General features: G+C 69.7%; 26 protein-coding genes. 14 read left to right on the forward strand and 12 right to left on the reverse strand.

The genetic code is table 11. From position 1 onward, the window contains the following. The first annotated feature begins 4 nt into the window (after positions 1–4). The 4 genes from fdxA (at position 5) to ACFQY2_RS13545 (ending at position 3,272) form a co-directional block, all read left to right on the forward strand. Complete coding sequence (gene fdxA / locus ACFQY2_RS13530; RefSeq protein WP_307366933.1) at positions 5–325, forward strand: ferredoxin; 321 nt, start codon at positions 5–7, stop codon at positions 323–325. Beyond that, positions 326–1,438, forward strand: a complete 1,113-nt coding sequence (gene dapC / locus ACFQY2_RS13535) for a succinyldiaminopimelate transaminase (protein WP_378746415.1) — start codon at positions 326–328, stop codon at positions 1,436–1,438. It abuts the gene before it with no gap. Positions 1,439–1,620: 182 nt separating this feature from the next. Next, positions 1,621–2,910 (forward strand): citrate synthase, encoded by a 1,290-nt coding sequence (locus ACFQY2_RS13540; protein ID WP_378746417.1) that lies wholly within the window; start codon positions 1,621–1,623, stop codon positions 2,908–2,910. A gap of 35 nt (positions 2,911–2,945) precedes the next feature. Then, positions 2,946–3,272 (forward strand): SHOCT domain-containing protein, encoded by a 327-nt coding sequence (locus ACFQY2_RS13545; RefSeq protein WP_378746418.1) that lies wholly within the window; start codon positions 2,946–2,948, stop codon positions 3,270–3,272. Positions 3,273–3,409: 137 nt separating this feature from the next. On the opposite strand, the gene ACFQY2_RS13550 is transcribed toward ACFQY2_RS13545, so the two are convergent. Both ACFQY2_RS13550 and dapD read right to left on the reverse strand, forming a co-directional pair. Beyond that, on the reverse strand, positions 3,410–4,879 hold the full coding sequence (locus ACFQY2_RS13550; RefSeq protein ID WP_378746419.1) for a DEAD/DEAH box helicase: 1,470 nt from the start codon (positions 4,877–4,879) through the stop codon (positions 3,410–3,412). 206 nt (positions 4,880–5,085) lie between these two features. Beyond that, positions 5,086–6,039 carry a 2,3,4,5-tetrahydropyridine-2,6-dicarboxylate N-succinyltransferase gene (gene dapD, locus ACFQY2_RS13555; RefSeq protein WP_378746420.1) on the reverse strand — a complete coding sequence of 318 codons (954 nt, stop codon included), beginning with the start codon at positions 6,037–6,039 and terminating at the stop codon, positions 5,086–5,088. A gap of 66 nt (positions 6,040–6,105) precedes the next feature. On the opposite strand from dapD, the gene dapE reads away from it, so the two are divergent. The 3 genes from dapE to ACFQY2_RS13570 all read left to right on the forward strand — a co-directional run bounded on the left by dapE (position 6,106) and on the right by ACFQY2_RS13570 (position 8,662). Further along, on the forward strand, positions 6,106–7,179 hold the full coding sequence (dapE, locus tag ACFQY2_RS13560) for a succinyl-diaminopimelate desuccinylase (protein ID WP_378746421.1): 1,074 nt from the start codon (positions 6,106–6,108) through the stop codon (positions 7,177–7,179). Further along, the gene (locus tag ACFQY2_RS13565; protein WP_378746422.1) at positions 7,161–8,375 is read left to right on the forward strand and encodes a hypothetical protein; all 1,215 of its coding nucleotides are present in this window, start codon (positions 7,161–7,163) and stop codon (positions 8,373–8,375) included. Before dapE ends, ACFQY2_RS13565 begins: the two co-directional genes overlap by 19 nt. Positions 8,376–8,488: 113 nt before the next feature. Continuing rightward, entirely contained in the window at positions 8,489–8,662 is a 174-nt protein-coding gene (locus ACFQY2_RS13570; protein WP_082069058.1) for a DUF3117 domain-containing protein, read from the forward strand. 63 nt (positions 8,663–8,725) lie between these two features. Here ACFQY2_RS13570 and ACFQY2_RS13575 read toward each other — a convergent pair whose 3' ends face one another. Continuing rightward, on the reverse strand, positions 8,726–9,358 hold the full coding sequence (locus tag ACFQY2_RS13575; RefSeq protein ID WP_378746424.1) for an O-methyltransferase: 633 nt from the start codon (positions 9,356–9,358) through the stop codon (positions 8,726–8,728). A gap of 85 nt (positions 9,359–9,443) precedes the next feature. Between ACFQY2_RS13575 and ACFQY2_RS13580 the strand changes: the two genes are divergently transcribed. Continuing rightward, on the forward strand, positions 9,444–9,830 hold the full coding sequence (locus tag ACFQY2_RS13580; RefSeq protein ID WP_378746425.1) for a twin-arginine translocase TatA/TatE family subunit: 387 nt from the start codon (positions 9,444–9,446) through the stop codon (positions 9,828–9,830). Positions 9,831–9,849: 19 nt separating this feature from the next. Here ACFQY2_RS13580 and ACFQY2_RS13585 read toward each other — a convergent pair whose 3' ends face one another. From ACFQY2_RS13585 to ACFQY2_RS13595, 3 genes are read right to left on the reverse strand one after another with little or no spacing between them, the layout of a single operon-like run. Next, positions 9,850–10,989 carry an Mrp/NBP35 family ATP-binding protein gene (locus ACFQY2_RS13585; protein ID WP_378746427.1) on the reverse strand — a complete coding sequence of 380 codons (1,140 nt, stop codon included), beginning with the start codon at positions 10,987–10,989 and terminating at the stop codon, positions 9,850–9,852. After that, on the reverse strand, positions 10,986–11,501 hold the full coding sequence (locus ACFQY2_RS13590; protein ID WP_378746795.1) for a DUF1003 domain-containing protein: 516 nt from the start codon (positions 11,499–11,501) through the stop codon (positions 10,986–10,988). Before ACFQY2_RS13590 ends, ACFQY2_RS13585 begins: the two co-directional genes overlap by 4 nt. Continuing rightward, a complete protein-coding gene (locus ACFQY2_RS13595; protein WP_378746428.1) occupies positions 11,501–12,826 on the reverse strand; it encodes a magnesium transporter in 1,326 nt (441 codons plus the stop codon). The genes ACFQY2_RS13590 and ACFQY2_RS13595 overlap by 1 nt, the downstream gene beginning before the upstream one ends. An 82-nt stretch (positions 12,827–12,908) precedes the next feature. On the opposite strand from ACFQY2_RS13595, the gene ACFQY2_RS13600 reads away from it, so the two are divergent. Genes ACFQY2_RS13600 through ACFQY2_RS13610 form a run of 3 tightly spaced genes read left to right on the forward strand, consistent with a single transcriptional unit; the run spans position 12,909 to position 14,688 of the window. Continuing rightward, the gene (locus ACFQY2_RS13600; RefSeq protein ID WP_378746429.1) at positions 12,909–13,619 is read left to right on the forward strand and encodes a general stress protein; all 711 of its coding nucleotides are present in this window, start codon (positions 12,909–12,911) and stop codon (positions 13,617–13,619) included. Then, positions 13,616–14,023, forward strand: a complete 408-nt coding sequence (locus ACFQY2_RS13605) for a hypothetical protein (RefSeq protein ID WP_378746430.1) — start codon at positions 13,616–13,618, stop codon at positions 14,021–14,023. Before ACFQY2_RS13600 ends, ACFQY2_RS13605 begins: the two co-directional genes overlap by 4 nt. Before the next feature lie 2 nt (positions 14,024–14,025). After that, positions 14,026–14,688 (forward strand): alpha/beta fold hydrolase, encoded by a 663-nt coding sequence (locus ACFQY2_RS13610; protein ID WP_378746797.1) that lies wholly within the window; start codon positions 14,026–14,028, stop codon positions 14,686–14,688. Positions 14,689–14,700: 12 nt separating this feature from the next. Here the strand turns inward: ACFQY2_RS13610 and ACFQY2_RS13615 are convergent, their stop codons facing one another. Both ACFQY2_RS13615 and ACFQY2_RS13620 read right to left on the reverse strand, forming a co-directional pair. Then, on the reverse strand, positions 14,701–15,360 hold the full coding sequence (locus tag ACFQY2_RS13615) for a YdcF family protein (protein ID WP_378746432.1): 660 nt from the start codon (positions 15,358–15,360) through the stop codon (positions 14,701–14,703). 75 nt (positions 15,361–15,435) lie between these two features. Continuing rightward, positions 15,436–16,062 (reverse strand): uridine kinase, encoded by a 627-nt coding sequence (locus tag ACFQY2_RS13620; protein ID WP_378746433.1) that lies wholly within the window; start codon positions 16,060–16,062, stop codon positions 15,436–15,438. A gap of 163 nt (positions 16,063–16,225) precedes the next feature. Between ACFQY2_RS13620 and ACFQY2_RS13625 the strand changes: the two genes are divergently transcribed. Further along, positions 16,226–16,708: a GNAT family N-acetyltransferase gene (locus ACFQY2_RS13625; protein WP_378746434.1), complete on the forward strand. Its 483-nt coding sequence runs from the start codon at positions 16,226–16,228 to the stop codon at positions 16,706–16,708. A gap of 26 nt (positions 16,709–16,734) precedes the next feature. Here the strand turns inward: ACFQY2_RS13625 and ACFQY2_RS13630 are convergent, their stop codons facing one another. From ACFQY2_RS13630 to ACFQY2_RS13640, 3 genes are all read right to left on the reverse strand, one after another. After that, on the reverse strand, positions 16,735–17,196 hold the full coding sequence (locus ACFQY2_RS13630; RefSeq protein WP_378746436.1) for a low affinity iron permease family protein: 462 nt from the start codon (positions 17,194–17,196) through the stop codon (positions 16,735–16,737). Between the two features lie 141 nt (positions 17,197–17,337). Continuing rightward, positions 17,338–18,756 (reverse strand): aminopeptidase P family protein, encoded by a 1,419-nt coding sequence (locus ACFQY2_RS13635; protein WP_378746437.1) that lies wholly within the window; start codon positions 18,754–18,756, stop codon positions 17,338–17,340. Positions 18,757–18,901: 145 nt separating this feature from the next. Further along, on the reverse strand, positions 18,902–19,924 hold the full coding sequence (locus ACFQY2_RS13640) for an endonuclease/exonuclease/phosphatase family protein (protein WP_378746438.1): 1,023 nt from the start codon (positions 19,922–19,924) through the stop codon (positions 18,902–18,904). 53 nt (positions 19,925–19,977) lie between these two features. Between ACFQY2_RS13640 and ACFQY2_RS13645 the strand changes: the two genes are divergently transcribed. Next, a complete protein-coding gene (locus ACFQY2_RS13645; RefSeq protein ID WP_378746439.1) occupies positions 19,978–20,853 on the forward strand; it encodes a PHP domain-containing protein in 876 nt (291 codons plus the stop codon). Positions 20,854–21,072: 219 nt separating this feature from the next. Here the strand turns inward: ACFQY2_RS13645 and ACFQY2_RS13650 are convergent, their stop codons facing one another. Next, positions 21,073–22,590 (reverse strand): DEAD/DEAH box helicase, encoded by a 1,518-nt coding sequence (locus tag ACFQY2_RS13650; RefSeq protein WP_378746440.1) that lies wholly within the window; start codon positions 22,588–22,590, stop codon positions 21,073–21,075. 164 nt (positions 22,591–22,754) lie between these two features. Here ACFQY2_RS13650 and ACFQY2_RS13655 point away from each other — a divergent pair, with 164 nt between their 5' ends. Next, complete coding sequence (locus ACFQY2_RS13655; RefSeq protein WP_378746441.1) at positions 22,755–23,465, forward strand: ferritin-like fold-containing protein; 711 nt, start codon at positions 22,755–22,757, stop codon at positions 23,463–23,465. Positions 23,466–23,484: the final 19 nt, after the last annotated feature.

The following is a 23,484-nucleotide window of genomic DNA, read 5'->3' on the forward strand; positions in this document are numbered from 1 at the left end:
TGCTGTGACGTATGTGATCGCCCTTCCCTGCGTCGACGTGAAGGATCGCGCCTGCGTCGACGAATGTCCCGTGGACTGCATCTACGAGGGTGATCGGATGCTGTACATCCACCCCGACGAATGCGTCGACTGCGGCGCCTGTGAACCCGTCTGCCCCGTCGAGGCGATCTTCTACGAGGACGACCTCCCCGAGGAGTGGGCAGACTACTACAAGGCCAACGTCGAGTTCTTCAACGAGCTGGGTTCGCCCGGCGGTGCGGCCAAGGTGGGTGTGCTGCCCTACGATCACGCGGTCGTGTCCGCGCTGCCTCCGCAGGGGGAGTGAGTGGGCGTCCGCGACCTCGCGAACTATCCCTGGGATGCGGTGGAGCCCTATCGGGACCGCGCCGCATCGCACCCCGACGGGATCGTCGATCTCTCCATCGGCTCGCCCGTCGACGCGACCCCCGCCGTGATCCGTGCGGCTCTCGCCGAGTCGACGGACGCTCATTCCTACCCGCAGACCGTCGGCACTCCGGCGCTGCGTGAGGCGATCGTGGACTGGTACGCGCGCCGCCGCGGCGTGCCGGGCCTGACGAGCGCGAACGTGCTGCCCACGATCGGCTCCAAGGAGCTGGTGGCGCTGCTTCCGACACTGCTGGATCTGGGCGAGGGCGACATCGTGGTGCATCCGCGAGTCGCCTACCCGACCTACGCCGTCGGCGCGACCGTCGCAGGCGCCACCGCGCTGGCGGCGGATGATCCCGCCGAGTGGCCCGACGGCACCCGGCTCATCTGGATCAACAGCCCCGGCAACCCGGACGGACGCACCTGGACGGTCCAGGAGCTCAGCGCCGCCGTGCGCCGCGCCCGCGAGCTCGGGGCTGTGCTCGCCAGCGACGAGTGCTATGCGGAGCTCGGCTGGGACGGTGCGTGGGCATCGGAGTCGATTCCCTCGGTGCTCGACCCGCGCGTCACCGGCGGCACCCGCTCGGGCCTGCTCAGCGTCTACTCGCTCAGCAAGCAGTCCAACCTCGCCGGCTACCGCGCAGCGTTCGTCGCCGGGTGCGCTCGGGTCGTCGGCGAGCTGCTGACGGCACGAAAGCATCTCGGTCTCATGCCGCCCGCGCCCGTCCAGCACGCGATGGCCGTGGCGCTCCGCGACGACGAGCACGTCGCGACGCAGAAGGAGCTCTACCGTCAGCGGCGCGATCTGCTCCTTCCCGCGGTGATCACCGCGGGCTTCCGCATCGACGGATCCGAGGCGGGACTCTACCTCTGGGCCACCGAGGGGCGGGATGCGTGGGAGTCCATGCAGCGGCTCGCGGAGCTCGGGATCCTCGCAGGACCGGGTCACTTCTACGGCGAGCACTCCGCCGATCATGTGCGGTTGTCGCTGACCGCTCCGCTCGAGCGCGTCGCACAGGCGGCTGCTCGACTGACGGCATCCGGCCGCTGACAGGGACGGGGCGGAATTCCGCCCGTCTTTGTCGGAAAGATATGCCGCTCCCGGTGATCTCTTGGCGGTTGTCACAGTAGGCCGAACGCGCCGGTAGGCTGTAAAGGCGATGCGGCCGATCATCGGCAGGCGCTCGGCGCCGCACATCGTCCACGACGACACAGGCGCAACAGGAGGTTGGCGTGAGCTCAGCTCAGCCCGATAAGGCGACTCTCTCGATCGGAGACACGACCGCGGAGTTCCCGCTGCTGCAATCCAGCGGCGGTGCCGGCAGCATCGACTTCTCGACGCTGACCCGTCAGACCGGCTACACGGGCCTGGACTACGGGTTCGTCAACACGGCGTCGACGAAGTCGGAGATCACCTTCATCGACGGCGACAAGGGCATCCTGCGCTACCGCGGATACCCGATCGAGCAGGTCGCGAAGAACTGCAGCTACCTCGAGGTGGCCTGGCTGCTCATCTATGGCGAGCTGCCGACTCCCGATGAGCTCGCCGACTTCGACGAGCGCATCCGCCGTCACACGCTGCTGCACGAGGATCTCAAGCACTTCTTCACGGCGCTGCCGCACACCGCGCACCCCATGTCGGTGCTGTCGTCCGCGGTGGCGGCCCTGTCGACCTACTATGAGGGGCAGACCGACCCGAACAATCCGGATCACGTCGAGCTGAACATGGTGCGGATGCTCGCCAAGCTGCCGGTGATCGCGGCCTATGCGCACAAGAAGAGCATCGGGCAGGCGTTCCTCTACCCGGACAACTCGTTGAGCTTCGTCGACAACTTCCTCAAGCTCAACTTCGGTGTCAACTCCGAGCCCTACGAGATCAACCCGGTGATGTCCCAGGCGCTCGAGCTGCTGCTCATCCTGCACGAGGACCACGAGCAGAACGCCTCCACTTCCACCGTGCGACTGGTCGGCTCGACCGGCGCCAACCAGTTCGCATCGATCTCGGCCGGGATCCAGGCTCTGTCCGGTCCGCTGCACGGCGGTGCGAACGAAGCCGTGCTGACGATGCTGGGACAGATCCGCGAGTCCGGTCAGAGCGTGCAGCGCTTCGTGGAGAGCGTCAAGAACAAGGAGCAGGGCGTCAAGCTGATGGGCTTCGGTCACCGGGTCTACAAGAATTACGACCCGCGCGCCAAACTCGTCAAGGACGCTGCCGACCAGGTGCTCGCCTCTCTCGGGGTCAGCGACCCGCTGCTGGACCTGGCCAAGGAACTCGAGGAGATCGCCCTCGCGGACGATTACTTCAAGGAGCGCCGCCTCTACCCGAACGTCGACTTCTACACCGGCGTGATCTACAAGGCGATGGGATTCCCCACGCGCATGTTCACCGTGCTGTTCGCGATCGGACGACTTCCCGGCTGGCTCGCGCAGTGGCGGGAACTCAACCGCGACCCGCAGACCAAGATCGGTCGGCCCCAGCAGCTGTACATCGGCTCACCGGAGCGGGAGTTCCCCCGCCGCTGACCCTCAGCCCGAGCCGTCCGTCATAGGATGCGCTCATGGATGATGTCTTGTTCGATGCCGGGCCCGACTTCAGTGCGGTGTTCGTCCTCTTCGGCCTGCTGTTCGCGGGGGTGGTGATCTTCACGGTCGTCGTCGCGGTGCGCAAGTGGAACGTCGCCAAGCAGGCCGGTTACGATCCGCTCACCATGGACACGCAGATCGCCGCACAGGTCGGCCGGAGCGCCCTGCTGCGCGCCTCCGATGCGGTGCCCGAGCCCCCGTCGATCGAGCAGCGACTCTCCGTGCTCGACGATCTCCATGCACGCGGTGTGATCTCGGACGACGAGCACGTCGCCGCGCGCGCCAAGGCGCTCGAGGGCTGACGTCACAGCGCTCGCGAGGCTGCGCCCGCGAGGCTGCGCCCGCGAGGCTGCGCCCGCACTGCTCCCGTCGCGGCGCGATACGAGAACGGCCCGCCGGAACCGAGAGGTTCGCGGCGGGCCGTGCTGCGTGTGCGTGCTCAGTCGCCCTGGGGGCGGCTGGCGCGGCGCGAACCGGTGCGGGGACGCCCCTGGGTGGCTGCGGGAGCACCGGTGGAGGTGCTGTAGACCTGCGCGGTGCGACGGGACTGACCCTGACCGGCGTTGCGCTGACGGGGCTGAGCCACATCGCGCTGTGCGCCGCCGGACTGGCTCGGAGCGCCAGCACGTCCACCGCGGCCGCGGCCACGGCCTGCGGCCTGCGCGTTGCCACGGCCCTGGCCGGGCTTGGCCTTCGGCTTGCCCTGCGGCTGAACGGGCGCGGGAACGTGCTTCACCTTCGCGGCGCGCTCGCCCACGAGCTCGGCGACGATCGCTGGGGTGACGTCCTCCAGGCCGACGGCGATCTGCGCCTTGCGGAGGATGTCCTTCACATCGCGACGCTGCTCCGGCAGCGTCAGCGTCACGACCGTCCCCGCGGCACCCGCGCGGGCGGTGCGGCCCGAACGGTGCAGATACGCCTTGTGCTCCACCGGCGGGTCGACGTGCACGACGAGCTCCACGTCGTCGACGTGCACACCGCGGGCGGCCACGTCGGTGGCGACCAGCACGCGTACGCCGCCCGCGGCAGGATCGGCGCTGAACGCCGCGAGGTTGCGCTCACGGGCGTTCTGTCCGAGGTTGCCGTGCAGATCGACCGAGGGGATGCCGGCGGAGGTCAGCTGCTTCGCGAGCTTCTTCGCGTGGTGCTTGGTGCGGGTGAAGAGGATGCGGCGCCCGACGCCGGACGCGAGGTCCTCGACGAGGCGCTTCTTGGCATCCGCATCGGCCGCGACCAGCACGCGGTGAGTCATCTCGCCGACCGGCACGCTGGCCTCATCGACCTCGTGACTGACCGGGTTGTGCAGGAAGCGCTTGGCCAGCGCATCGATGCCGCGGTCGAGTGTGGCGCTGAACAGCAGGCGCTGGCCGCGTGCCGGAGTGGCATTGAGGATGCGGGTGACACCCGGCAGGAACCCGAGGTCGGCCATGTGATCGGCCTCGTCGAGCACGGCGATCTCGACGGAGTCCAGCGAGACGACGCCCTGCTTCATGAGGTCTTCGAGGCGACCGGGGCAGGCCACGACGATGTCGGCACCGGCGCGCAGCGCCTGCTCCTGTGGGCGCTGGCTGACGCCGCCGAACACGGTGGTGACGCGCATGCCCGCGGCCGCGGCGAGCGGGGCCACGGTGGCGGCGATCTGCGAGGCGAGCTCGCGGGTGGGCGCGAGGACGAGTCCACGCGGGTGGCTCGGGCGGCGCTTCGCGTCGGAGGCGGCCAGGCGCGCCACGAGGGGAAGGGCGAAGGCGATGGTCTTGCCGCTGCCGGTGCGGCCGCGGCCGAGCACATCGCGGCCGGCCAGGGAGTCGGGCAGCGTGTCGCGCTGAATGGCGAACGCGTCGGTCTTGCCGTCGGCTGCGAGCACGTCGGCGAGAACGGCGGGCACGCCGAGATCGAGGAAGGAAGGCATAGGAATATCTCCGTGAAGGCGCAGGGAATCTGCGGAAGTGGGCGACGGCGCGGGATCGCGCATCGTTTCGCCGCTCGATAAGACCGCTGCCGTGTGGCTGTGCGGAAGTGTTTCGACGACGCAGACGTCTCGCTTCGCGAGGGGCGTCAGGGCTCAGGCTATCAGTCCTGGCTGGACGATCCGTTCAGGCGCGCGAGACCCGTCCGTCAGGCGTGCAGGGCGTCGTTGAGCGTCACCCCGACGCCGGAGCGCCGCACGACCTCGACGGCGCCTGTGAGGGAGTGGCGCCGGAACAGCAGACCGTCCCGGCCGGACAGGTCGGCGGCCTTCGCACTCGGCCTTCCGCCCTCGGGGAGAGGGGCGGCATCCGCGAACACGACCTTCGTTCCCGCCGTGATGTACAGACCGGCCTCCACGATGCAGTCATCGCCCAAGGAGATGCCGATGCCGGCGTTCGCACCGAGCAGCGTGCGTGCGCCGATGGAGATGCGGTGCGAGCCGCCGCCGGACAGCGTACCCATGATCGATGAGCCGCCGCCGACGTCGCTGCCGTCCCCCACGACGACACCCTGCGAGATCCGGCCCTCGACCATCGAGGCGCCGAGAGTCCCGGCGTTGAAGTTCACGAAGCCCTCGTGCATGACGGTCGTCCCCGGTGAGAGGTGCGCGCCCAACCGCACCCGTGAGGCGTCGGCGATGCGCACGCCCTCGGGCTGGACGTAGTCGGTGAGCCGCGGGAACTTGTCCAGCCCCTGCACCTGGATCCCGTGACGCTGCAGGACCGGTCGCAGCCGCGCCGCAGCGGCGGGCAGCATCGGGCCCGCATTGGTCCACGCGACCGTCGGCAGGTGTCCGAAGATGCCGTCGAGATTCAGCTCGTTCGGTCGCACCAGCAGACGCGAGAGGGTCTGCAGGCGCAGGTAGGCGTCCTCGGTGGAGGCGACGGGGGCGTCGAGATCGGCGCTCTGCTGCACGAGTTCCACGGTGACTTCGCGCCGGTCATCGGGCGCACCCTGCGCGCCCCAGGTCGCGGCGGCGGCGGACGAGACGGCGGCATCGGGCTCGCCGAGGCCGATCTCGGGGTACCAGGCGTCGAGGACGGTGCCGTCCGATGCGCGCGTGCGCAGGCCGATGCCCCAGGCTGTGCGTGCGGTGCTCATCCGACAACGCTATCGCCTGCGGACTCGCGGATGCTGCGCGTGTGACGCAGCGTTTAGGCTGGGGCCATGGTGATCGATCTGAGTGCGTCCGCCGCCGACATCACCCGCGTCATCTGCGACATCCCCAGCGTCTCCGGCGACGAGGCCCGCCTCGCCGACCAGATCGAGCAGACCATGCGCGTGTACGAGCATCTCGAGGTGAGCCGGTTCGGCAACACCGTGATCGCGCGCACCGCACTGGGCCGCCCGCAGCGGGTGGTGATCGCCGGGCACATCGACACCGTCCCGATCAACGACAACGTCCCCAGCCGCGACGTCGAGATCGACGGCGACCGGTACATCTGGGGTCGGGGCACGGTGGACATGAAGGCCGGCGTCGCGGTGCAGCTCAAGCTGGCTGCGGAGCTGACCGAACCGCAGGCCGACATCACCTGGATGTGGTATGACAACGAAGAGGTGGACGAGTCCCGCAACGGGCTGTTCCTGCTCGCATCCGCTCGTCCCGATCTGTTCGAAGCGGACTTCGCGATCCTCGGCGAGCCGTCCGACGGGCGCGTGGAGGGCGGGTGCAACGGCACGATGCGCGCCACCGTCCGCGTCCACGGCGTGCGCGCGCACAGCGCGCGCTCGTGGGTCGGGGAGAACGCCATCCATGGTGCCGCGCCCATCCTGGCGCGCCTGGCCGAGTACCGGGCACGTGAGATCGCCGTCGAGGGGCTCGGCTACCGCGAGGGGCTGAACGCGGTCAGCATCCGCGGTGGTGTCGCGGGCAACGTCATCCCCGACCTCTGCGAGGTCGAGGTGAACTACCGCTTCGCCCCGAGCAAGAGCGTGGCGGATGCCGAAGCGCATGTGCGCGCGGCGTTCGCCGGTTTCGAGGTCGAGATCACGGATGCCGCCGCCGGCGCCCGTCCTGGGCTGGACGCACCCATCGCCCAGCGCTTCCTGGCCGCGGTCGGCGGCGAGGCGCACGCCAAATACGGCTGGACCGATGTGGCGCGGTTCTCGGCCATGGGCGTCCCCGCCGTCAACTTCGGCCCCGGTGACCCGCACCTCGCACATCACGACGAGGAACGGGTACCCCTCGCTCAGATCGAAGAGGTCGAACGCGGGCTGCGCTCGTGGCTCACCGGCTCCTGACCTCGGGAGCGCGTCACTGGGCGCGCCTCCCGGTCGTCGGGCGGATCGCCATCATCTACGTGCTCGCACGACTGGTGACGACCGGCTTCCTGCTGTCGGCCGCGCACCGGTCGAGTCCGGGCTCGCGGTTCGGGCCGGCGCCCGGGCTGCAGGACTTCGTGGTCGGCTGGGACGGACAGTGGTACTGGTGGGTCGCGGTGAACGGCTACCCGTCCGCGCTGCCGCTGACCGCATCGGGCGACGTGGCGGAGAACGCCTGGGCGTTCATGCCGGTCTACGCATACCTGTCGCAATGGGTCGGAATCGGCGACTGGGCCGCCGGCGCGCTGCTGGTGTCTCTGACGGCGGGGTTCCTCGCCTGCCTCGTGCTGCATCGGCTGCTGCGCAAGCGCATCGGCTCCGCGGCGGCGATGTGGGCGGTGGCGTTCTTCGCCAGCGGTCCGCTGGCCGCGCTGTTCCAGGTCGGGTACGCCGAGGCTCTGTTCGTACTGCTGCTGCTCATCGCCCTCGACCTCGTCGCCGGGCGCCGCTACCGGGGGCTGTATCTCGTGCTGCCGTTGATGGGCTTCACCCGGCCCGGCATCCTCGCCTTCGCGCTGTTCCTGGCACTGCACGGCATCGTCCGGTGGGTGCGACGGGACAAGGAGGCGCTGCCGACGGTGCAGATCGTGCACATCGTCGCGCTGGGCCTGCTGAGCGCGACCGTCGGATTCTCCTGGCAGATCATCGCGTCGGTGGTCACCGGAGATCCCACGGCGTACCTGAGGACCGAGCTGGCGTGGCGGCGCAACTGGCTGCCGGATGCGAGCGCGGACTTCATCCCGTTCGAGGGGTTCGTGCGCGGCGCGGAGTTCTGGGTGGGACAGGCGGGGCTGCCCGGCTGGTCGGGGTGGATCCTGTTCGCTGCGCTGGTGGCCGGTGCCGCGTGGATGCTGCTGCGTTCGCGCGCGGTGCGCCGGCTGGGATCCGACATCCGCCTGTGGAGCGCGAGCTACCTGCTCTACCTGCTGGCGGTGTTCTTCCCGCAGTCCAGCACGTTGCGGCTTCTCATGCCGTTGACGCCGCTGTGGGGTGCACTGGCCGTGCCGCGCGCGCGCGGCTACCGGTGGGGAATGCTCGGGTTGTGCCTGTTGGCGCAGTGGCTGTGGATCCTTTCGATGTACGGCCTTGCACAGACGTTCTGGCAGGTTCCATAGTCGTTTCAGGGCCGCCGCACAGAGGCGCGCCGTTCCTTTGTGTCCTCGTGACACGCCCGCGGCGTCCGCTGACGATAAACTCGACGTATACCACCGAGGGAAAGGTAGCCACGATGGCAGCGATGAAGCCGAGGACCGGCGACGGACCGATGGAGGCCGTGAAGGAGGGGCGACTCATCATCGTGCGGGTTCCGCTCGAAGGCGGCGGGCGCCTGGTCGTCTCCGTGAACGATGCCGAGGCGAAGGAACTTCACGACGTGCTTGCAGCAGTCGTGAACCCGGCCTGAGCCACGACCGGACGCAGAAGGGCGATGGAGTGATCCATCGCCCTTTTTCGGTGTTCGGGCGCGCTATTCCGAGATGCGCGAGAGCTGCAGCAGTCCCTCACCCGTCGTGGACAGGGCGGCGAGCACGGCCGGTGACTCCTGCGTCTCCTGGACGAGCGAGCGGAACGCCGAGGTGACGGCATCGCGCTGCACGGGGTCGGCGGTCCTTCCGCCGGCGAGCACCCGCGGTACGAGCACCAGGCCGCCGGTGCGCACGAGCCGCAGCCCGTGCTCGACGTACTCGATGACGTTCTCGGGATCGGCGTCGACGAGGACGATGTCGTAGGAGCTCTCGTTCATGCGGGGGAGCACGTCGGCTGCCCTGCCCGTGATGAAGCGCGACTTCGCCGGCGGGATCCTGGCGTCGGCGAATGCCTGACGGGCGGCCGCGAGATGCTCGGGTTCGTTGTCGATCGTGGTCAGCACGGCCTGCGGCGCGCCGCGCAGCAGCCACAACCCGGACACGCCGGCACCCGTGCCGATCTCGACCATCGAGCGTGCGCCGGACGCCGCGGCGAGAACCGCCAGCTGCGCGCCCACAGCGGGGCTGAGCGGGGAGGCGCCGAGTTCCAGGGCGTGCGTGCGCGCGCGGGAGATGGCTGCCGGCTCCACGATGGTCTCGCGGGCGAATCGGGCGTTCGCGTCGTGTTCGCTCATGGTCCTTCTCCTGTGACTAGGGTCACTGACAGGGTATGCGCCGCGGGTGCATCCGGAGGGGAGGCGCGACGGGTAGCCTGGGGGGATGAATTGGGGCCTGGACATGGACAAGCTGCTGCTGATCGGCATTGTCGCTGTGCTCATCATCGGTCCTGAGCGGCTGCCCAAGGCGGCAGAGGCCTTCAGAAGGTTCACCCGGCGCGCAGGGGAGTACCTGCGCGACACCAAGAGCAAGATGAAGGACGAGCTCGGGCCGGAGGTCGACGAGGTGGACTGGCGCAAGCTCGACCCGCGTCAGTACGACCCTCGTCGCATCATCCGCGACGCCCTGTTCGAGGAGCCCGCGTTCGACAGCGCCCCCGCGGTGCCGACGTCGGTCGCCACCGACCCGGTGGCGCCGGCTCGCCCGCCCAGGACGCGCACCACCTTCACCCGCAGCACGCCTCCGCCCTTCGACGTCGAGGCGACCTGACTGCAGCGTCACGAGCCTTTCAGCTGAGATGCATCGGCAGCGTCCGGCGCGCCAGCCCCCGGCCACGGTGCGCGATCGTGTCGGCGAGTCGGATGATCGCCTGCGCGGCGGCGTCCTCCGGCTGGTCCAGCACCACCGGATGTCCGCTGTCGCCACCCAGACGCAGCGCCGGGCTGAGCGGGATGGATGCCAGAAGCGGTACGTCCTCGCCTGGCGTGCCGTGCTCGCCGGGTTCGCTGAGCACGCGGGCGACCTCGGCACCACCGCCTGAGCCGAACAGGTCGATCACCGTGCCATCGGGCAGCGTGTACGGCGCCATGTTCTCCACCACACCGATCACGCGCTGACCGGTGCGGCGGGCGACGAGTCCGCTGCGGATCGCCACGTCGGACGCCGCCGGCTGCGGCGTCGTGACCACGAGCACCTCGGCATGGGGCAGGATCTGACCGATCGAGATGGCGATGTCGCCGGTGCCGGGCGGCATGTCGATCAGAAGCACGTCGAGGTCGCCGAAGAAGACGTCGGTGAGGAACTGCTGCACGGTGCGGTGCAGCATGGGGCCGCGCCAGGCCACGACCGACTCGCCCTCGCGAAGGAACATGCCGATCGACACGGTCTTCACATCGTGCGCGACGGGCGGCAGCATGAGGTCGTCGATGCGGGTGGGCTGCGTGCCCGGAGCGATCCCCAGCAGGCCGGGGATCGAGAACCCGTGCACGTCGGCATCCACCAGTCCCACCTGCAGTCCCCGCTGCGCGAGCGCGACGGCGAGGTTCGCGGTGACCGTGGACTTGCCCACTCCGCCCTTCCCGCTGGAGACGAGGATCACCCGGGTGAGCGAATCCGGCCCGAACGGCATCTGCCTGACCGGCCGGCCGTCGCGCAGCTTCTCGGTCAGCGCCCGGCGCTCGGCCGGGGTCATCACGCCCACATCCACGTGCACGTCGGTGATGTCGGGCACGGATGCGGCGGCCTGGCGGACGTCCTCTTCGATGCGCTGCGCCATCGGGCAGCCGACGATGGTGAGCACGATCGACACGTGTGCCGTCGTCCCGTCCACGGTGATCTCCCGCACCATGTCGAGGTCGCCGATGGGGCGACGCAGTTCAGGGTCGGTGACGGCGCTGACCGCCGCCCGCACGTGGTCGGGAGCCGTCACGGAGTGCTCTCGTCGATCGTGGTCGGCTCCCGTTCGAGTTCATGCAGCAGCGTCCTGAGCTCCTGGCGCAGCACGTCACGGGTGATGGTCTGCGAACTGCGCTCCTCGAGCGCGAGTCGCAGGGCGACCACCTCACGGGCCAGGTACTCGGTGTCGGCGAGGTTGCGCTCCGAGCGCTGCCGGTCCTGCTCGATCTGCACGCGGTCCCGGTCGTCCTGACGGTTCTGCGCGAGCAGGATCAGGGGCGCGGCGTACGAGGCCTGCAGAGACAGCATCAACGTCAGGGCGGTGAAGCCGAGGGCGGCGTCGTCGAAACGCAGTGCATCGGGCATGAGCGTGTTCCAGACGATCCAGGCCGCGCAGAACAGGGTGAGGATGACCAGGAAGGCCGGCGTGCCCATCGCACGCGCGACCCACTCGGTGAAACGACCGAACCGGTCCCGGGACGGCGCTGACGAGCGCAGCGCCCCCGTGCGCCCGCGTGGCGTGTCCAGCCGGGAGGGACGGGCCATCATCGTGCACCACCCGTCTCTGCCGTGGCACCGTCGTGCGGGGCCGTGGCACCGTCGTGCGGGGCCGTGGCACCGTCGTGCGGGGCCTCTTCCACGTCGTGCGTGCGCCAGTCGTCGGGAAGCAGGTAGTCCAGCACGTCGTCGACGCTGATCGCGCCGACCAGGCGGTGCGTGGCATCGACCACCGGGAGAGAGACCAGGTCGTAGCTGGCGAGCAGTCGCGCGACCTCTGCCGCGGATGCGGTGACGGATACCGGTTCCAGGTTGTCGTCGAGGATCGCGCCGAGCCGCTCGTGCGGGGGATAGCGCAGCATCCGCTGGAAGTGCACGACGCCCAGCAGGCGTCCCGTCGGCGTCTCGAACGGCGGAAGCGTGACGAACACCGCCGCAGCGAGTGCGGGATGCAGCTCGTGCCGCCGGATCAGGGCCAGAGCCTCCGCAACGGTCGCATCGGCGGAGAGGATGATCGGCTCGGTGGTCATCAGACCGCCGGCGGTGTCGGGGCCGTAACGCAGCAGCGTGCGCACGTCTTCGGCCTCGTCGGGCTCCATCAGGGCGAGAAGCTGCTCGAGCCGATCCGGCGGCAGCTGCGCCAGCAGGTCGGCGGCGTCGTCCGGCTCCATCTCGTCGAGGATGTCGGCGGCGCGCTCGTCGCCGAGACGGTCGAGGATGCCGACCTGGTCGTCTTCCGGCATCTCCTCGAGTGCGTCGGCGAGGCGCTCGTCGGGCAGCTCCTCGGCGACCTCGATGAGGCGCTGCTCGGGCAGATCGAGCAGGGTGGTGGCGAGGTCGGCGGCGTGCAGCTCCGAGTAGGTGGCGACCAGCTGCTCGGCGGACTGGGCCTCGCCCGGGTGCTGCTGCTCGGTGACCTCGGACCAGCTCGCGAACGTCGTCGGACCCTTCGCGAACGGTGAGGCGCTGGTGCGCGGCTTGCGCAGGAAGAGCTGTGTGATCGCCCATTCACCGTGACGGTCCTGCTCGATCGCGACGTCCTCCACGACGGCGCTGCCGCTCCCGTCGGCGAGCATGACCCGTCGGCCGAGGTACTCGGCGAGAACGCGTACTTCACCGGGGCGGGGCTGGAAGCGGCGCACGTTGATCAGGCCGGTGCTGATCACCTGGCCGGAGCGGATGGAGGTGACGCGGCCGATGGAGAGGAACACATGTCGGCGGCCGGGGATCTCGACGACCAGGCCGATCACGCGCGGCGCGGCGGTCTTGCGGTAGACGATGATGACATCGCGCACCTTGCCGAGCCGGTCGCCGACGGGGTCGAAGACCGCGCAGCCGGCCAGGCGCGCCGCGAATACCCGTTGTGTGCTCACGTGCTCCAGCGTAGTCGTGGCCGTGACGCGCGGACGGTCGGATGATCACCAGCAGGTCGTCTGGGACAATAGGACGATGAGCATGATGAATCGTACGGCCAAGGGCAGCGACCTCGGCGAGGTGGTGGCTTCGACGCGCGACTACGAGGTTGCTCAGAAGACCGTGTCCAAGCTGATCGCCGGTGAGATCCCCGCCCGCGAGATCGCGATCGTGGGGCAGGGCGTGCGCACGGTGGAGCGGGTCACCGGCCGGCTCGGCTATGCCGCGGCAGCCCGCTCGGGTGCGATCAACGGCGTGCTCATCGGCCTGGTCCTCTCGGCGATCATGCTGTTCGGCAACCCGGATGCGCCCATCTCGCTCTTTCTCGGTTTCATCCTGGTCGGCGTCGCGCTGGGCATGATCATGAGCCTGATCACGTACTCCATCGTGCGCCGTCGGCGAGACTTCGCCAGCATGACGCAGATGCTGGCCGACCACTACGAAGTGCGCGTGCAGGCGGCGTCACTGGCGAAGGCGCGTCAGGTGATGGGCTCCGCGCGTGCCGTGACGACGCGTCCCCGCGTGGACCTGAGCAAGCCGCCGCAGTTCGGGGAGCGGATCCCGGCTCCCGGGGAGGGGTCCGGGTCGGATGACGTGAGTGCACCGGAACCGCCGACGCCGGTCGAGCCCGGCGGGCCGACCGTGCCTGATTCCACCGGCACGGGTGAGCCCGTCTCGCCGACGGACCCGCCCGTGCCCGAGGAGCCCGGCTCCGGCGATGAGGGCGGGCCCGCTCTTCCCCAGACGCGATGACGCCTCCCGGCAGCACCGCCACGGGCGTCTCCGCCTGGGCTCTGGGCCTATTGATCCTGCTGCCCGTGCCGATGCTGGGCTCGCTGGCCGCGGGGGGCGCGATGGTCGCCGCTTACGGCTCGCTGTCCAGGCAGGGGGCGCTGGCGAAGGCCAACGCCGCATCGGCACGCAGCTGGGGTGCCGTGTTCCTGGTGGTCTCCACCGGACTGCTGGTGCTGCAGCTGGCGCTCTCCGTCCCGCGCCTGTTCGGCACGCCGCAACCGGTGGGGTTCCTGCCGCTCGGCATCCCGATCGTGCTGTACGCACTGGTGTGCGTCGTGCACCTCGTGGTCGTCGTGCGGGGTACGCTGCAGGCGCGGCGGGGGGAGTTCGTGCGCCCGCCGTTCCGGAGGCGCACGCCGTGACCCTGGCTGTCGAGCTTCCCGCCGGGCCGGTCGCGGTGTCGGTGGCGTGGGAGGAACCCGCGCAGCAGTCCCGCGGCGTCGTCGCGATCGCGCACGGCGCCGGCGCCGGGATGGATCATCCGTTCCTCGTCGGCTTCGCCGACGCCCTGCGCGAGGACGGCTTCACGACCGTGCGCTTCAACTTCCCCTACGTCGAGGCGGGCAGGCGGATGCCGGGGCCCGCCGCGCACGCGATCCTCACCTGGCGTGCGATGGTCGCGCGCATCCGCGAGGACGCGGCCGACGCGCCGGTGTGGGCGTGCGGCAAGTCGTACGGCGGACGGATGGCGTCGATGGCGGCGGCCGAGGGTCTCGAAGTGGACGGGCTCGTGTATCTCGGCTATCCGCTGCATCCACCGGGCAGACCCGACAAGCCGCGCGTCGAGCATCTGCCGGCTGTGCGTGCGCCGCAGCTGTTCGTCGAGGGCACGAATGATCCTTTCGTGCAGCCGCTGTCGCAGGTGGAAGAAGCAGTGGCGTCGTGTCGGGATGCGCGGATCGCCTGGATCGAGGGTGGTGGCCACTCGTTCGAGGTGAAGGGCCGCAAACGTGCCGCGGCTGATGTGGGCGCCTCGGTGGCTCCGGTGGTCGCCGAGTTCATCTCGCAGGTGAGCGCGCGGTCCTGATCGTCCGGTCCCTCACTCTCGGGGGCCGGCGGCGGTCTGCCACGCTCCGGACAGCCGGGACTGCACCGTGCGCAGCGCGGAGAGGATCTTCAGCACCGGGGCCTCACCGAAACGGTGCTCGGCGCCGCGGACCAGGCGGTCGGCAAGATCGGGGCGCTGCTGTCGGAGGATCTGGCGGCCCAGTTGGCCGTGCGGCGCGTGGGAGACGATCTTGATCGTGGTGGCGTGCTCGATGAATGGGATCGCGTTGGCGATGTTCTCCCAGGTGGCGCGGCTGGCGGTGTCGAGGGCGATGCGGCCGTCGAAGCCGAGCCGGCTGCGGGCGTATCGCTCCATGAGGGTCGCCTCGGGGATCTCGCCGCCGACGGCTCCGCCGCAGAGCACCAGAACGCTGTCTGCGGCATCCGGATCGAGCGAACGGATTCCGGCGCGCACCCGGAACCTGTTCACGGCGTTGGCGCGTGCGCCGCGGTTCCGGTAGCCGAGCACGACCACCGCATCGCGACGCGGCCCGGGGTGCGCGTCGATCCCGGCGGGCGGGGTGTTCGGCCCGGTCGCCGAAGCGCCATGATCGCTCCGACTGGCGAGCTCGTCGACCACCTCCGCCCACAGCCACAGCCCGATGGCGGCAAGCGGGAAGCTCGCGATCAGAGCGGTGCGTGGGAAGGTCACGTGAGCCACCTTAGACACGGTCAGCCCTCATCCAGATCCCGCACGGTCATCGGCAGGTCGTCGACGCACACGCCGTCACTGAGCAGGTCGGTCGGTGCGGTGACCTGATCCCGACGCTCCGCTGTCGTCTGCTCCGTCGGAGTAGACGACATCCGCGGCACGCCGGGGTGCGAACCTCGCGTCGAAGTCGCGGTCGTTCGGAGTCCAGACCTCTTCCCACAGCCGTGCATGGTCGTGTCCCGCGGCGGCGTCCCGTGCCATCCCTCGCCGTTGCGCGGTCGCGAGATCCAGGTCGCACCAGATCCGGAGGTCGAGGGATCCGGCGGTGTCGGGATGGAACAGTGCGATGAGGTCGACGATCAGCGCGGGCCCGGTGGGGACCGGCTCCGGTGCGCTCAACCGCCGCGCGGTCCAGTCGTATCGCCGGAAGCTCCCCGGGGTGCCCTCCCGGAACGGCTTCAGCACCTCGGCGACCAGTCGAGTGCGTTCCACGCCATCCCAGTCCGTCGAACGCCGGTGGGAGCGGGTCGGATCGAGGAAGTCGTCGCCGCGCATGCGGATCGAGCCGGGGATCCGGGCCACCAGTTCGCGCGCGAGCGTGCTCTTGCCCGACCCGGCATACCCGGAGATGCCGATGACGATCGGATGGTCGGCATCGGCGATGCACTGCGAGACCGCAGCGGTCACACCGTCCAGGTCCATCGCTCCACGGTACCGGGCGACGCTGCTCCGGCCTCCGAGTCCGGCCGAAGCCGGGCGAGGTGCGGAGTCCCGTAGGCTCGGATGTCCTAGGACCGGTCGGCGAGGAAGAGAGTGATCCGTGATCGAACGTTTGGGTCTCCCGTTCTCAGCCAGAGCGCGAGACATGACGCTCGCCATCCGCAGAGCGACGCGCGACGACCTGGATTCGATCATCCGGCTCCTCTCGGACGACCCGATCAGTGCCGGTCGTGGGGACGTCGCGAGTGCCGAGGATGCCGAGGCCTACGCCTGCGCACTGGATCGGATCATCGGCGATCCGAGCAATGAGATCGTCGTGGCGGTGGACCAGGACGACGCCGTCCTCGGGACGCTGCAGCTGACGGTCATCCCCGGCATGACGCGGCGGGGGAGCACCCGGCTGCTGGTCGAGGCCGTCCGCGTCGCGAGCACGAAGCGCTCGAGCGGAATCGGGACCGCCCTGATGCGCTGGGTGATGGAACGGGCCGCGATCGAGCTGGATGCGCCGCTGGTGCAGCTCACCTCCGACGCCGCCCGCGCAGACGCTCACCGTTTCTACACACGTCTCGGGTTCGCGGACTCCCACGTCGGGTTCAAGTACAGCGCTGCCCTGGCCGTCTCGCGCTGAGGCGGGCGACGCCCACGCCGCCCGCCTCAGGAGCGACGTGAACGCCGCGTCTCGGCCGGGGTCTCGTCTCCGCCCGTGCTCGCGCCGGCGTTCGCGATGTTCTTGCTCGTGCTCTCGCGATCCTCGAGTCCCACGGCGTCTCGCAGCTCTGCGGCGTCCTTCTGATGGCCTTCCTCATGCATGAGGTCGGACAGCGCATCGGCGATCGCGTTCAGCTTGTGCTGAACCGCCAGGTCCGCTCGCGTCTGACTGTTCTGCAGCAGAGCCACCATCAGGAACGTCACGATGGTGGTCAGCGTGTTGATGATCAGCTGCCAGGTGTCGATGTTCCGGATGAGGAGGATCGACGGCGCCCAGAGCACCACCAGCAGAACGCAGAAGCAGAAGAACCACGCGCGGCTGGCGAGTCGCGAGGCGGATTCGGCGAATCGGTCGAAGACGCCGAGCTTGTCGGACACCTCGCTCGGCATGACAGGACTGGCGCTCATCGTGATCTCCTTCGTGAGGTCGCGCCCCCGTGGCGGCGCGAGCTGTGCTCATGACAAGCAGGTCACAGCAGCAGCGGATCGACCAGTCCCTTGACGCCGAGCCCTTTCCGGCATGAGGAAGCTGACGCAGGCCGACCTGCGTCAGCGCCTCAGCCGTGCGATCCAGGCTTCGACGTCTCCGGCGGTGCGCGGGATCGCGGCCGAGAGGTTCACCGGACCGTCCTTCGTCATGAGGATGTCGTCCTCGATGCGCACGCCGATGCCCCGCAGCTCCTCCGGAACCGTGAGGTCGTCGATCTGGAAGTACAGGCCGGGCTCGATGGTGAACACCATGCCGGGCGCCAGGATGCCGTCGTAGTACATCTCGCGCCTCGCCTGCGCGCAGTCGTGCACATCGATGCCCAGGTGGTGGCTGGTGCCGTGCACCATGTACCTCCGCTGCTGGCCGCCCTTGTCGGCGTCCAGCGCCTCCTCGGCGGTGACCGGCAGCAGTCCCCATTCGGCGGTGCGGCGGGCGATGACCGCCATCGCGGCCTCGTGCACGCTGCGGAACCGGACGCCGGGCCTGGCGGCGGCGAAAGCGGCGTCCGCAGCCTCCAGGACGACGTCGTAGACCCGGCGCTGCACCTCGGTGAACGTGCCGTCGACCGGCAGGGTGCGCGTGATGTCGGCGGTGTACTGGCTGTCGACCTCCACACCCGCGTCGATGAGGATCAGGTCACCGGGTACGACGGCGCCGTCGTTGCGGGTCCAGTGCAGGTAGCAGGCGTGCGGCCCTGAGGCCGCGATGGTGTCGTAGCCCTCCCAGTTGCCGTCGCTGCGGGCGCGCTGGTGGAAGATCCCCTCTACGATGCGCTCGCCGCGGGGGTGCGCGATCGCGCGATCCAGGTCGCGGATGATGTCGTCGAATCCGGACGCCGTGACGGCGACAGCGGTGCGCATCTCCGCGATCTCGAACTCGTCCTTGACCAGGCGCAGCTCGGACACGAAGCGGGTGAGATCGGCATCCGCGTCGACGACGAGGTCAGCGTCGCCGGCGACGAACGTGTCGATGTGCGCGGTCTCGACGGCCAGGTCGGCGGCGACGCCGGCGAGCGAGGGGCGCGGGCCGATCCAGAACTCGCCGATCGTGGCATCCGAGTAGAACTCGCTGGTGGTGCGGTCGGCGCGCTCGCGGAAGTACAGCATCACCTCATGACCGGCATCGGTCGGCTCGAAGACCAGCAGCGAGTCGGGCTGGGCGTCGGTCTCCCAACCGGTGAGGTGCAGGAAGGCGGAGTGCGCGCGGAACGGGTAGTCCGTGTCGTTGCTGCGCTGTTTGAACGAGCCGGCGGGCACGACGAGGCGCTTGCCAGGGAAGGCGGCAGAGACCTTGGCGCGGCGGGCCGCCGCGAACGCGGCGTGGGCTCGCGGTTCGGGCATGGATTCGGGGCGCTCGGCCCACCCGGTGGAGATGGTGTCCAGGAAACCCTGCGGGAAGGGCTGCCTGCGGGGGTTCTTCGCCTCTTCGACGGCCTCGGCGGGGATCTCGACGGCGGCGTCGTTGTCTGCGGTGCTCATGCTGTCCATTGTCTCATCCGGTCTCCGGGTCAGGTGAGCCCGGCCGCGGGGTCGGGTGAGTCCGGTCCCGGGGCGGGCGAGTCCGGTCCCGGGGCGGGTGGACTCACCGGGATCGGGGCACGACCCCGCCGGACACGGCGGTGGGTCAGCCGACCGGCTCCAGCTGTGCCACGAGGGCGCGGTGGTCGCTTCCCCCGGCATCGTCGAGCACGACCGAGCCCGTCGCACGCCAGTTCTCGCTGGCCATGACATGGTCGATCGGTGCGCCGAGCAGCGCGGGGACGGATGCCGGCCAGGTGCCCATCATGCCGTTGCCCGTGCTGCTCGCGACGTCGTGGCAGCGCCCCATGGTGCCGCCGCGGCTGCCGAAGGAGGCCATGTGGTCGAGTGTGGCGTTGAAGTCTCCGGCGAGGATGAAGTCGCCTTCCGGGCATTGGTCGGCGATCCAGGCCAGGTCCGAACGCCAGCGATCCATCGCGTTCTCGCGCGGAGCGACGGCATGCACGGCCACGATGGTCGGTCCCGTCCCGTCCACCGGCATCGCGACGGCGCTCGGCACGGAACTGGTGTTGCTGGATCCGTCCCGCGAGGAGGCGATCACCGAGTACTTGCCGAGCTTCGCCGAGATCAGGATCGTCGTCTGCCACGCCTGCGGCCCGTTGGCCACATCAGGACGGATGTTGACATGGTGCACCCACATCGGATCGCCCGCATCGCGCATCCGGATGGCGATCTGCTCACCGACCTGCTCGGACGTCTCCGGAAGTGCCACGATGTCGACGTCCTGCTCGGCGATGACGCTGGCGATCCGCTCCGCGGAGACGGCCGCGCCGTTCGTGTTCCACGTCAGCACGCGCAGTGCGGCATCCGTCTTCTGCGGGAGCGAACCCGTACCCAGCCCCCGCGTCGCGCCCACCAGCCCCGTCGCAGCGGCGCCGATCAGCGCGACGATGAGGATCGATGCGGCGAAGCCGCGCAGCGGCCGGGCGATCAGCATCAGCAGCGCGAGCACGACGACCGCCGCGAACCCGGCGAGGACGAGCGCGCGGGACGCGATGATCTGTGCGAGGGGGAACGTCGTCTCGAGCTGGAAGAACTGCGGCCAGACGAGCACGGCGGTCGCGATCGCGAAGAGCACGGTGATGAGGATTCCGACCAGGCGTAGCATCGCGAGAAGCCTAGAGGAATCTGCTGTGACGGCCCTGGCGGTACGCTCGGAGGATGACCCAGGGCGCGCTCTCACCGTTCACCGGGCCGAGTGATCTGCACCTGCACTCCAACCACTCGGATGGCACCGAGACCCCCGCCGAGGTCGTCCGTCAGGCGCACGCCCACGGCATCCGCACGCTCGCCCTCACCGATCATGACCGCACCACCGGCTGGGTGGAGGCGGGGGACGCCGCCGTCGGGCTGGGGATGACATTCCTGCCCGGCATCGAGTTCTCCGCCCGCCATGACTGGCGCAGCGTGCACGTGCTCGGGTACCTCTTCAACCCGACCGATCCGGCGCTCGTCGCGGAGACCGGCCGCATCCGCCGGGACCGGCTGGGACGCGCCGAACGGATCGTCCGCAACATCGGTCGCGACTACGAGCTCGACTGGGTCGATGTTCTCGCGCAGACGACATCGGATGCCACGGTCGGCCGCCCGCACATCGCCGATGCCCTGGTGGCTCGCGGCATCGTCCGCGACCGCACGGAGGCGTTCGACGGCATCCTGCATCCGCGCACGGGCTACTACGAACCCCATTACGCTCCGGATCCGCTCACGGCGGTGCGCCTGATCACGCGTGCGGGGGGAGTGGCCGTGATCGCGCACCCGGTCACCTCGGGACGGGACCGGATGATGCCCATCGCCTACCTGGAGCGGCTCATCGCAGAAGGCCTCGGCGGCCTGGAGATCGATCACCGGGAGAACACGGAGGACGGCAAGCGGCTCCTGCGCGAGATCGCCGACCGCCATGACCTGATCGTGACCGGATCCAGCGACTACCACGGCGCGGGAAAGCCGAATCGGCCGGGCGAGAACACCACGTCGGATGAGATGGTCGCCCGCATCATCGACCGGGCATCAGGAACGCCGGCGCGTTTCCCCTAGGTCCCCGAGGACGTCTGCTCCGCACACGCCTCCTCCGCATCGGGTCGTCTCCGCCGTGTGGGAAGGAGCGACATGCCGGTCATCAGGCCTCAGAACCGGCATCCGGCTCCCTGCGAAGGGCTCCGGGGTGCAGAACAGCCGCGCGACCGCACGCAGAAGGGCTCCCGGGTGCAGAACAGCCGCGCGACCGGGACGGCCGCGCGGCTGAAGTGAGCCGGGTCAGGCGCCGGTGGGCGCAGCACCACCCGAGCGGCGGCGACGGCGGCGGCGTTGCGGAGCCGGCTTCCCGTCGCGGTGCTCGCGTGTGGCGTCGCCGTCGTGCGTGCCGGCGCCCTCCGCGTCGCGGTCGACGGTCGTCGTCGATGCGCTCGATTCGGATGCCGACTGCTCGGCCCCCTCGATGAAGGTCGAGCCGACCTTCTCGGCACCGGAGCGGTTGCGACGACGACGACGGCGGGTCGTGCCGGAGTCGGAGCCCTCCGCAGCGACGTCGGCGGCCTTCTGCGGCTGACGCTGCTTGCGCTCGGAAGTCGGCTTCTCGGCCTTCGGCGCCGTGCGCAGACGCCCCTTCGTGCCCTCGGGGATGTCGAGGTCGGTGAACAGGTGCGGGCTCGAGGAGTACGTCTCGACGGGCTCGGGCTGACCGAAGTCCAGCGCGCGGTTGATCAGGGCCCACTTGTGCAGGTCCTCCCAGTCGACGAACGTGACGGCGATGCCCGTCTTGCCCGCGCGCCCGGTGCGGCCCACGCGGTGCAGGTACGTCTTGTCCTCGTCGGGGATCGTGTGGTTGATCACATGCGTGACGTCGTCCACGTCGATGCCGCGGGCGGCGACATCGGTGGCGACCAGCACGTCGCGCTTGCCGGCCTTGAACGCCGCCATCGAGCGCTCGCGCTGCTCCTGGCCCATGTCGCCGTGCACGCCGCCGACGTTGAAGCCGCGGTCGCCGAGTTCGTCGACGAGCCGCTGCGCCGCGCGCTTGGTGCGAGTGAAGATGACGGTCTTGCCGCGACCTTCGGCCTGCAGGATGCGGGCGATGATCTCGTCCTTGTCCAGAGAGTGCGCGCGGTACACGATGTGCTTGATGTTCGCCTGCGTCAGGCCCTCGTCGGGGTCGTTCGCGCGGATGTGGATCGGGTTGGTCATGAACCGGCGCGCGAGCGCGACGATCGGCCCGGGCATGGTCGCCGAGAACAGCTGGGTGTGACGCACCGGCGGAACCTTGGAGAAGATCTTCTCGATGTCCGCGAGGAAGCCCAGGTCCAGCATCTTGTCCGCCTCGTCGAGCACGACCTCGGTCGCGTTCGACAGGTCGAGCAGCCGCTGGTTCGCGAGGTCGATCAGGCGGCCCGGCGTGCCGACGACGATCTGCGCGCCGGCCTTGAGCTGGTCGATCTGCCCTTCGTACGCCTTGCCGCCGTAGATCGCGACGACGCTGGTCGGGCGGTTGGAGGCGAGCATGTCGATGTCCTCGAAGACCTGCACCGCCAGTTCGCGCGTCGGCACGACGACGAGGGCCTTCACGCCCGGTTCGGGATTCTGGCCGAGGCGCTGGACGAGCGGGATGCCGAACCCGAAGGTCTTGCCCGTGCCGGTCTTGGCCTGGCCGATGATGTCCTGGCCCGGCAGGCCCAGCGGAATGGTCTGCTCCTGGATGGGGAAGGCGTCGACGATGCCCTTGGCGGCGAGCGCGTCGACGATGTCCTGCTCGGTTCCGAGATCAGCGAATGTAGTCACAGTGGGTGTCTGCCTGTCCGGCGCGTGCACGGCAGTCTGCCGCGCGAGAGGCGCCTCGTATTGGATCCACGCCGTCACGTGTGCCACAGGCGCGGGGCCCTGCTCCGATGGCAGGACGGGACCAGCCTACCGGAGGCCCGTCGTCTGACCAGTAGTCTGGGCGGGTGGTCAACTGGTTCTGGAAGCGCAAGCCCCAGCGGCGCACCCTGACTCTGCGCAGCAAGGGAGACAGCACGGGCGCCACGCGCGTCGACTTCGCCGAGCTCGCCCCGGAGCTCAATCGTTTCCTCGGACAGGCCGCCTATCTGCAGCTGGGCTACTTCGAGACCCTCAGCCGCAGCATCCGCGGCACTCCGCAGCTCGCGCGCAAGGAGGCGCTCTCGCGCGCCGCCGGCGCAGCGCTCGACAAGCATCGCGGGATCGTGGAGGTCATCGCCGACCAGGGCGAGGACCCCACCCAGGTGATGCTGCCGTTCCGGGAGAACCTCGACGCCTTCCGGCGCAAGACGATCGGCGAACGGCAGGAGGAGACCCTGCTGTCGGTCTATCTCACCGCGGGGATGCTGGACGACTTCTACCTCGCGCTCGCCGCGAGTTACGGCGCGACGGGGGAGCGGGTCGCCGAGATCCTGCGTCGTGATGACGCCGGCAGCGGCATCGTCAGGATCATCCAGGAGACCATCGAGAGCGATGACGAGTGGCGCTCCCTGCTGTCGATGTGGGGGCGTCGCCTCGTCGGCGACACTCTGCTGGTGTGCCGTGGAGCGCTGCGCCCGGGACGGCTGGAGGCGGACGACGAGCGCATCGAGCCGGTCTACACCGAGCTGATGGGGGCGCACGCGCGCCGGATGGACGCCATGGGGCTCGCCTCGTAGCATCCGCTCCGGTGCGGCG

This window comes from Microbacterium sp. GCM10027623 (assembly GCF_042666935.1).
Taxonomy (GTDB): Bacteria; Actinomycetota; Actinomycetes; order Actinomycetales; family Microbacteriaceae; genus Microbacterium.

Excerpts from the sequence above, each read along its gene's own strand:
- ACFQY2_RS13545 (WP_378746418.1), top strand. The coding sequence starts at position 2,946 with ATGGATGATGTCTTGTTCGATGCCGGGCCCGACTTCAGTGCGGTGTTC.
- ACFQY2_RS13550 (WP_378746419.1), bottom strand. The coding sequence starts at position 4,879 with ATGCCTTCCTTCCTCGATCTCGGCGTGCCCGCCGTTCTCGCCGACGTG.
- dapD (WP_378746420.1), bottom strand. The coding sequence starts at position 6,039 with ATGAGCACCGCACGCACAGCCTGGGGCATCGGCCTGCGCACGCGCGCA.
- dapE (WP_378746421.1), top strand. The coding sequence starts at position 6,106 with ATGGTGATCGATCTGAGTGCGTCCGCCGCCGACATCACCCGCGTCATC.
- ACFQY2_RS13570 (WP_082069058.1), top strand. The coding sequence starts at position 8,489 with ATGGCAGCGATGAAGCCGAGGACCGGCGACGGACCGATGGAGGCCGTG.
- ACFQY2_RS13575 (WP_378746424.1), bottom strand. The coding sequence starts at position 9,358 with ATGAGCGAACACGACGCGAACGCCCGATTCGCCCGCGAGACCATCGTG.
- ACFQY2_RS13580 (WP_378746425.1), top strand. The coding sequence starts at position 9,444 with ATGAATTGGGGCCTGGACATGGACAAGCTGCTGCTGATCGGCATTGTC.
- ACFQY2_RS13590 (WP_378746795.1), bottom strand. The coding sequence starts at position 11,501 with ATGGCCCGTCCCTCCCGGCTGGACACGCCACGCGGGCGCACGGGGGCG.
- ACFQY2_RS13600 (WP_378746429.1), top strand. The coding sequence starts at position 12,909 with ATGATGAATCGTACGGCCAAGGGCAGCGACCTCGGCGAGGTGGTGGCT.
- ACFQY2_RS13605 (WP_378746430.1), top strand. The coding sequence starts at position 13,616 with ATGACGCCTCCCGGCAGCACCGCCACGGGCGTCTCCGCCTGGGCTCTG.
- ACFQY2_RS13620 (WP_378746433.1), bottom strand. The coding sequence starts at position 16,062 with ATGGACCTGGACGGTGTGACCGCTGCGGTCTCGCAGTGCATCGCCGAT.
- ACFQY2_RS13625 (WP_378746434.1), top strand. The coding sequence starts at position 16,226 with ATGACGCTCGCCATCCGCAGAGCGACGCGCGACGACCTGGATTCGATC.
- ACFQY2_RS13630 (WP_378746436.1), bottom strand. The coding sequence starts at position 17,196 with ATGAGCGCCAGTCCTGTCATGCCGAGCGAGGTGTCCGACAAGCTCGGC.
- ACFQY2_RS13635 (WP_378746437.1), bottom strand. The coding sequence starts at position 18,756 with ATGAGCACCGCAGACAACGACGCCGCCGTCGAGATCCCCGCCGAGGCC.
- ACFQY2_RS13640 (WP_378746438.1), bottom strand. The coding sequence starts at position 19,924 with ATGCTACGCCTGGTCGGAATCCTCATCACCGTGCTCTTCGCGATCGCG.
- ACFQY2_RS13645 (WP_378746439.1), top strand. The coding sequence starts at position 19,978 with ATGACCCAGGGCGCGCTCTCACCGTTCACCGGGCCGAGTGATCTGCAC.